Annotated in this window: 5 protein-coding genes; 3 read left to right on the top strand and 2 right to left on the bottom strand. The window is 69.2% G+C overall.

From position 1 onward, the window contains the following. Window positions 1-26: 26 nt before the first annotated feature. Complete coding sequence (locus tag E3T42_RS02535) at window positions 27-1214, bottom strand: cysteine desulfurase family protein (protein WP_134402397.1); 1188 nt, start codon at window positions 1212-1214, stop codon at window positions 27-29. A gap of 84 nt (window positions 1215-1298) precedes the next feature. Between E3T42_RS02535 and glgX the strand changes: the two genes are divergently transcribed. Then, a complete protein-coding gene (gene glgX / locus E3T42_RS02530) occupies window positions 1299-3341 on the top strand; it encodes a glycogen debranching protein GlgX (protein ID WP_134368240.1) in 2043 nt (680 codons plus the stop codon). A 3-nt stretch (window positions 3342-3344) separates the two neighbouring features. Then, on the top strand, window positions 3345-3839 hold the full coding sequence (gene ybaK / locus E3T42_RS02525) for a Cys-tRNA(Pro) deacylase (RefSeq protein WP_134368241.1): 495 nt from the start codon (window positions 3345-3347) through the stop codon (window positions 3837-3839). 169 nt (window positions 3840-4008) lie between these two features. On the opposite strand, the gene glgP is transcribed toward ybaK, so the two are convergent. Beyond that, entirely contained in the window at window positions 4009-6573 is a 2565-nt protein-coding gene (gene glgP, locus E3T42_RS02520) for an alpha-glucan family phosphorylase (RefSeq protein WP_134368242.1), read from the bottom strand. Between the two features lie 198 nt (window positions 6574-6771). On the opposite strand from glgP, the gene E3T42_RS02515 reads away from it, so the two are divergent. Beyond that, complete coding sequence (locus E3T42_RS02515; RefSeq protein WP_134368243.1) at window positions 6772-8769, top strand: maltotransferase domain-containing protein; 1998 nt, start codon at window positions 6772-6774, stop codon at window positions 8767-8769. The last annotated feature ends 11 nt before the right edge of the window (window positions 8770-8780 follow it).

Below are 8780 nucleotides of genomic sequence, written 5' to 3'. Positions count from 1 at the left end.
GGCCACGACGGCTGCCCGCGGCGCGGTCAGCGCCCCGGCACCCGATCGGCGAGGCCGGCGCGGGCCGCCCGGGCGTGAGCCGCGGGCACCGCCGCCAGCAGCGCGTCGACGTCGGCCTCGGTGGAGGTGCGGCCGAGGGTGATCCGGAGGGCGCCGCGCGCCTCCACCTCGCTGCGGCCCATGGCCCGCAGCACGTGCGAGGGTTCCGGCACGCCGGCCTGGCAGGCGGATCCGGTCGACACCGAGATGCCGGCCACGTCGAGCAGGAACAGCAGCGAATCGCCCTCGCAGCCGGGGAAGCTGAAGTGGGCGGTGCCGGGCAGGCGCCCGCCGGCATCCGGGTCGCCGTTGACGATCACGGCCGGGACCGCGGCCCGGACGCCGGCGACGAGCCGATCGCGCAGGGCAGCCACCCGGGCGTTCTCGCCGGACAGGTCGTCGCCGAGGGCGGTCGCGGCGACCGCGAACGCCACCGCCGCGGCCACATCCTGCGTGCCGCTGCGCACCTGCCGTTGCTGCCCGCCGCCGTGCAGGAGCGGCACCACGCTCGCCCGGCGGGAGAGCACGAGTGCGCCGATCCCGACCGGCCCGCCGATCTTGTGCGCCGAGACGCTCACCGCGGACGCTCCCCCGTCGTTGAGGGCCCGAAAGTCGATCGGAACGTGGCCGTAGGCCGCCACCGCGTCGACGTGCACCGGGATGCCGTGGGCCGCGGCGAGGGCCGCGACCTCCGCGACCGGCTGCAGGGTGCCGACCTCGTTGTTGGCACTGAGCAGGGTGATCAGCGCGATGTCGTGCGGGTTCGCCGCGATCGACCGCTCCACGGCGGCCAGGTCGATCCGGCCCACCGAGTCCAGGGGCAGCCACTCGACTACGGCGCCCTCGTACTGTTCCAGCCACTCCACGGTGTCCATGGTGGCGTGGTGCTCGCCGCCCGGCACCAGGATGCGGGTGCGCGGCCGGCGCGCCCAGTACAGCCCCTTGATGCCCAGGTTGATCGCTTCGGTGCCCCCGCCGGTGAAGACGATCTCGATCGGGTCACTGCCCAGGCTCAGGGCGACCTGCTCGCGGGCCTCCTCGAGCAGGCGCTTCGCGTTCTGGCCCTGGCTGTGAACGGATGCCGGATTGCCCACCACCGCCATCGCCGACACGTATGCGCTGATGGCCTCCGGCAGCATCGGAGTCGTCGCCGCATGGTCCAGATACACGGCCATGTCGATCCTTCCACGCTCGCTCTAGGGAACGGAGAGTCAAAGTGTGGTCACAACTCCCCTTTTGTACTCATTACTCTAGAACCCATGACTCCGCCCGATTCCCTGCGCAATCTCGGTGTCCGAGTCACGACCCACGGCGGCGAGCTGCGTGTGTGGTCGGAGAACGCCGACGCCATCGACCTCTGCATCTTCGATGCCACCGACCCCAACTGGATCGTCAAGACCGTGCCCATGGTCAAAGACGCCCACGGAGTGTGGGTGGGTCGATCCCGCACCCTGTCCGCGGGGCGCCGCTACGGCATCCGTGTCTCCGGGCCCACCGGCCCGCAGCATTCGTTCCATCCCGAGAAAACCCTGATCGAACCGTATTCCCGTGGCCTCGTTCGGGTGGGTCCCGACCAGTGGCAGTCGTATGTCGTCGACGACACCTTCGACTGGGCCGGATCGTCCAAACCGAAGATCGCCCTCGACCACACCGTCGTCTACGAAGCCCACGTGCGCGGACTGACCAACCTCAACCCCTCGGTCCCGGCCCACCTCCGCGGCACCTACGCCGGGCTGGCCCACGAGTCAACCATCGGCTACCTGAAGAACCTCGGCGTCACCTCGATCGAACTCCTCCCCGTGCAGGCATTCGTCTCCGAGCGGCGGCTGATCAAACAGGGTCTGACGAATTATTGGGGTTACAACACCTTCAACTTCTTCACCCCGCACGCCGACTACGCCACTCAGTCCTCACAGGCGGCCGGCCCGGAAGCCGTTCTGCGCGAGTTCAAGGGCATGGTCAAGCTCCTGCACGAGGCCGGCCTCGAGGTCATCCTCGACGTGGTCTACAACCACACCGCCGAAGAGGGACCCAACGGCCCCGTCAGCAGCCTCCGCGGCATCGACAACGCCGCCTACTACCGGCAGAACAGCGCGGGCGCCTACATCGACCTCACGGGCTGCGGCAACACCCTGAACGTCTCCCACGACGTGCCGCGCCGGCTCGTGCTCGACTCGCTGCGCTACTGGGCGAACGACCTGCAGATCGACGGTTTCCGGTTCGACCTGGCCGCCACCCTGGCCCGGGACGAGCACGTCGAGTTCCAGCAGGACAGCCCGCTGCTCACCGCGATCCAGGACGACCCGGAACTCGCCGACGTCAAGCTGATCGCCGAGCCCTGGGACATCGGGATGGGCGGCTGGCAGACCGGCAACTTCCCGGGCGGCTGGACCGAGTGGAACGACCGCTACCGCGACCGGATGCGCTCGTTCTGGCTGACCGACCTGGCCGCCGCCCGCGACGGGCACGCGGGAAGCGGAATCGGGCGCTTCGCCACCCGCCTCGCCGGGTCCGCGAACACGTTCTCCCAGGAGCGCGGCCCCCTCGCCTCCCTGAACTTCATCACGGCGCACGACGGTTTCACCATCGCCGACCTGACCTCCTACAACGTCAAGCACAACGTGGGCAACGGCGAGTCGAACCGCGACGGCACCGACAGCAACAATTCCTTCAACCACGGCGCCGAGGGGCCCACCCGTGACAAGGCGATCCTGACGGTCCGGCGGAAGGCCATGCGCAACCTGCTGGCGACCCTGCTGCTTTCGGCCGGGGTGCCGATGATCACGGCCGGCGACGAATTCGGTCGCAGCCAGCGCGGCAACAACAACGCCTACTGCCACGACAGCGAGCTCACCTGGCTCAACTGGGACCTCGACGACTGGCAGGTCGATCTGCACCGGGTCACCCGGCGCCTGCTGCAGCTGCGCCGGGAGAACCCGGCCCTGCGCCCGGTCTGGTTCGGCCGTCCGGGCGAGACCACGCTCAGCGCGAGCCAGATGGACTGGTACAACATCGAGGGCAAGTCGATGTCCGAGGACGACTGGCACTCGTCGAATGAGCGCACCCTCCAGTACCTCGCCGCGAGCACGCCGGAGCACGAGGAGTTCAACCGGATCCTGCTGATCGTGCAGGGCCGGGAGGAGGACGTGACGGTGACCCTTCCGGTGCACGAGGGCGTCACGTCCTACACGCTCCTCTGGGACTCCAGCCACGACGACCTCAGCGACACCGTGATCGAGCACGCCCCCGGGGACCAGTACCTCGTGCCGGGCGCGTCCATGCAGCTGCTCCGGGCGCACTAGCGCGTGGCGAGGCGGCCGGAGGGTAGCGCCGGCACCCCGGCGACGGTCTGGCTGAGCCAGGCCGGCATCCCCTTCACCACCCACGCCTACCCGCACGAACCCTCTGCCACCAGCTTCGGCCTGGAGGCCGCGCAGAAACTCGGCATCGAACCGGGCCGGGTCTTCAAGACCCTGCTGGCGGATGCCGACGGCCGGCTTGTCGTGGGCGTCGTGCCGGTCACCGGCCAGCTGGACCTCAAGGCGCTCGCCGCCGCCGTGGGTGCGAAGAAGGCCGTGATGGCCGACCCGTCGCTCGCCGAGCGGAAGACCGGCTACGTGGTGGGCGGCATCAGCCCGGTCGGGCAGAAGTCCCGGCTCACCACCGTGGTCGACGACAGCGCGCTGACCTTCGACACGGTGTTCGTCTCCGGCGGCCGCCGCGGCTTCGACATCGAGCTGGCGCCGGCCGACCTGGCCCGGGCCACGGCGGCGCTGTTCGCGGCGATCGCCCGGGCCTAACCCTGTTCCAGGCCCGTTCCAGGCCCGCCGAGCCGTGAGCAACGACCCCAAAAACTCAAAAAACGGGGGCGAAACTCACGGCTCGGCGAACCTGCCGCGCGGATGCAGGGGCGGCTCGCCGAGCAGCGCTCGCCGAGCAGCGCTCGCCGAGCAGCGCTCGCGGGCAGTGCTAGCTGGCGACGGCGATCAGTCCCATCTCGGCCGGGCTGACCAGCAGCGCGTTGCGCGGAACGACCCGCACCGTGTAGCCGAATGCGCCGCCGCGGTCGAGTTCGAGCGTGCCGGTGAACAGCGTCGGGCTGCCACCCGGCCGGGCTTCGGCGTCCGCGTCCAGCGGCATGGCGGAGACGTTGCTCAGGTCGTCGTTGGCGAGACTCTTCCCGTAGACGACCTCGACGGTCACGTCCTCGGGGGTGAGCCCGTTCAGCTGCACATGGGCTCGCAGGTGCAGCTCGTCGCCGACCTGGGGCACCGTTGCGACGCCGCCGGATTCGACGTGCGTCACGGCGACTCCGGGCCAGGCCGACACGATCCGGCCCTTCCAGGCCGCGAGTTCCCGGGCCGCGCGGTAGTTGTTCGCGGCGAGGCGCGCCTCAGCGAGCCCGGCGGGCCGGTACAGCTCCTGCACGTACTGGCGCACCATCCGGCCGGCGTTCAGCTCGGGTGAGAGCTTCGCGAGGGTCTGCCGGATCGACCCCACCCAGCGTTCGGGCACTCCGTCGGCGTTGCGGTCGTAGAACTTCGGGGCGACCTGGTGCTCGATCAGCTCGTAGAGCGCGTCGGCCTCGAGTCGGTCGCGTTCGGCCGCGTCACCGGCGGCATCCGCGGTGGGGATCGCCCAGCCGTTGTTGCCGTCGTAGTATTCGGGCCACCAGCCGTCGAGGATCGAGAGGTTGAGGGCGCCGTTGAGGGCGGCCTTCATGCCCGAGGTGCCGCACGCTTCCAGCGGGCGGAGCGGGTTGTTCAGCCAGACGTCCGTGCCCGGGTACATCAGCTGGGCCATCCCGATGTTGTAATCGGGCAGGAACGCGATCTTGGTGCGCAGGGCGGGGTCGGCGGCGAACTGCACGATCCGCTGGATCAGGCGCTTGCCCTCCTCGTCGGCCGGGTGCGACTTGCCCGCGATCACGATCTGGATCGGGTGCTCCGCGTGCAGCAGGAGCGCACGCAGCCGTTCCGGGTCGTGCAGCATCAGGGTCAGGCGCTTGTACGTCGGCACGCGGCGGGCGAACCCGATCGTGAGCACGTTCGGGTCGAAGACCTTGCCGATCCAGGACGGCACGATGCTGCCCGGGTTCTGGTCCAGCCAGGCGGCGGCGATCCGGCGGCGGGCGTCCTCGACGAACTGCCGGCGCATCTGGCCCCGCACCTGCCAGAGGTCCTCGTCGGACACGGCGGGAGACGCCCAGTCGGCTTCGGAGGTGTCGCTGGTGCCCAGGCGGCTCTGCGCCAGTGCCATCAGGGCCGGGTCGGTCCAGGTCGGTGCGTGCACGCCGTTCGTGATCGAGGCGATCGGCACGTCGACGGCGTCGAAGCCCGGCCACAGTCCCTTGAACATCACCCGGCTGACCTCGCCGTGCAGCTTGGAGACGCCGTTGGCGCGCTGCCCGAGCCGCAGGCCCATCAGGGCCATGTTGAAGACGTCGGGGTTGCCGTCCTGGAAGTTCTCTGCACCAAGGGCGAGCAGGTCGTCGACGGCGACGCCCGGCAGCAGGTCGGTCTCGAAATAGCGCCGCACCAGGCTGCGCTCGAACCGGTCGATGCCGGCCGCGACGGGCGTGTGGGTCGTGAACACGGTACCGGCACGCGCCACCTGCAGCGCCTCGGCAAAGCTGAGGCCCTCGCCGATCAGGCTGGAGATGCGCTCCAGGCCGAGGAATCCGGCGTGGCCCTCATTGGTGTGGAACACCTCGGGGTCGGCCTGGCCGTTGAGGTTGCTCCAAATTTTGACCGCGCGGGCGCCGCCGATGCCGAGCAGCAGTTCCTGCAGCAGCCGGTGTTCGCCTCCGCCGCCGTACAGGCGGTCCGTGACCAGACGCAGGTCGTCGGCGTTCTCGGGGATGTCCGTGTCGAGCATCAGCAGACGGATGCGCCCGACCATTGCCTGCCAGACCCGCGCGTGCAGGGTGCGGTCATCGGGCAGTGCGAGGGAGACCTGCACGGCGGAGCCGTCCGCCCGGCGCAGAACCGAAAGGGGCAGGCCGTCGGGGTCGAGCAGCGGGTAGCTTTCCAGCTGCCAGCCGTCGGGCGAGATGGCCTGGCTGAAGTAGCCGGCCCGGTAGAACAGGCCGACACCGACCAGCGGCACGCCGAGGTCGGACGCGCTCTTCAGGTGATCTCCGGCGAGGATGCCGAGGCCACCCGAGTACTGCGGAAGGGCGGCGGCGATGCCGAACTCCGGCGAAAAGTAAGCGATGGAGGCGGGCTTCTCGCCCTCGAGGCCCTGGTACCAGCGCGGCTCCTGCAGGTAGGAACGCAGCTCGTCCCGGGTGGAGTTCGCCCAGGCGACGTAATCGCTGTCCGCGGCGAGCTGGGCGAGCCGCGCGGTGTCGACGGCGCCCAGAAGGGCGACGGGGTCGGTGCCGGTCTCGCGCCACAACTCCGGGGCGATGTGTTCGAACAGCTGACGGGTCGGCTCGTGCCAGGACCAGCGGAGGTTGCCGGCCAGCTCGTCAAGAGCGCCAAGGGACTCGGGCAGCACGGTACGGACGGTAAATTTGCGGATTGCTTTCACGCTATCCAGCCTAGAGCCGTGATGTGTCGGTTGCGTTAAGGAGGACAGCATTGGGCGGACAAATAGCGATACGGTCATTGGGTGGCTAAGACAGCAAAACGCGCAGGCGCGGCTCCTGAAACTCCTTCAAATCCCGCCCGGATCCCGGACGTCCCCGACGTCCCTTCGGCTCCGCCGACGTCGCGGACGACGGTACCGATGACGCCGAAGTTCGGGCGCATCCCGATCCTCGATCTCTCCCCGCAGGTGAACGACAATCTGTGGCCGGCGAAGGCCTTCGTCGGCGAAGCGGTGCCGTTCAAGGCCACCGCATTCCGTGAGGGCCACGACCTGATCGGCGTTATGCTCCTGCTGACCGCGCCCGACGGCACCCGGTCGCAGCATCCGATGTCCCTGACCGTGCCGGGAACCGACCGCTGGGAGACCACCGTGGGCCTCGGCAGCCAGGGCCGGTGGCAGTACCGGGTGCGGGCCTACGCCGACGACTGGGCCACCTGGCAGCACAACGCGTCCCTGAAGATCCCGGCCGGGGTCGACGTGGAGCTGATGTACCTGATCGGATCCGACCTCCTCCAGCGCGCGGCCGCCGACAAGACCCGGCCCCTGGCCGAGCGGCGTCTGTTCACGGCGGCGGCGAAGACACTCGTCGATCCGGCCAAGTCCCCGGATGCGCGCTTCGCGGTGATCTCCAACGAGAAGCTCAACGCCGCGGCAGCCGTGCGCCCACTCGCCGGGCTGGAAGCCTTCTCCGAGTCCCGCACCGTGCTCGTCGAACGCACCCGCGCGGGCGTCAGCTCCTGGTACGAGTTCTTCCCCCGTTCCGAGGGCGCGGTCAGGCGCGCGGACGGGACGTGGCAGAGCGGAACCTTCCGCACGGCCGCCGGCCGTCTCCCCGGAGTGGCGGCCATGGGCTTCAACGTCGTCTACCTGCCGCCGATCCACCCGATCGGCCGGTCGTTCCGCAAGGGCCCCAACAACACCCTCAACGCCGGGCCGAACGATCCCGGATCGCCCTGGGCGATCGGATCGGCCGCGGGCGGACACGACGCCATCCACCCGGATCTCGGCACCGTGGACGACTTCACCGCGTTCCTCGACGCCGCCCGGGGCAACGGCCTGGAGATCGCGATCGACCTGGCCCTGCAGGCCTCCCCCGACCACCCCTGGGTCACCGAGCACCCGGAATGGTTCACCACGCTTCCCGACGGGTCGATCGCCTACGCCGAGAACCCGCCGAAGAAGTACCAGGACATCTACCCGATCAACTTCGACAACGACCCGGCCGGGATCCGCGCGGAGGTGCTCCGGATCGTGCGGTACTGGATCGGCGTCGGCATCAACATCTTCCGGGTCGACAACCCGCACACCAAGCCGCTCGATTTCTGGGAATGGTTGATCCACGAGATCACGTCCGAGTTCCCGGACGTCGTCTTCCTCGCCGAGGCGTTTACCCGCCCGGCCCTGCTGCAGGGCCTGGGCAAGGTCGGTTTCCAGCAGTCGTACACCTACTTTACCTGGCGCAACTCGAAGCAGGAGTTGTCGGAATTCTTCGACGGCCTGGCCCATGAGACCGCCGACTTTCTGCGGCCGAACCTGTTCGTCAACACCCCGGACATCCTGTCGGAATACCTGCAGTTCGGTGGCCCGGCGGCGTTCAAGATCCGGGCCGCCCTCGCGGCCACGGCGGCGCCGACCTGGGGCGTGTACAGCGGTTTCGACCTCTTCGAGAGCGTGGCCCGTCCCGGCGCCGAGGAGAACATCGACAATGAAAAGTACGAGTACCGTCCGCGCGATTTCGCGGCGGCCGAGGCACGCGGCGCGTCCCTGGCTCCCTACCTCACCCTGCTCAACCGTATCCGGGCCGAGCACCCGGCCCTCGGGCAGTTGCGCAACCTCGACATCCACGGCAGCGAAGACGAGGCCATCCTCGTCTACAGCAAGTTCCTCGACGCCGAATTCACCGGCACCGGCCGGTCCGACGCGCTGATCATCGTGGCCAACGTGGACCCACACTCGGTGCGCCAGACCGTCGTACACCTGGACGTCACCCGCTTCGGCATTCCGCAGGGCGGATCGTTCGAGGTCGAAGACCTGGTCACCGGAGCCGTCTGGAACTGGTCTGCCGACAACTTCGTGCGCCTCGACGCATTCACCGAACCGGTGCACATCCTGCACGTGAAGGGACCGATTACATGAAGCACGCCCAT

Origin of the sequence: Cryobacterium sp. TMT4-10 (assembly GCF_004403275.1) — a bacterium.
In the GTDB taxonomy this organism is placed as follows: Bacteria; Actinomycetota; Actinomycetes; order Actinomycetales; family Microbacteriaceae; genus Cryobacterium; species Cryobacterium shii.
Note: the sequence above shows the minus strand (reverse complement) of the source record. Positions and strands in the feature narration are given on the sequence as shown.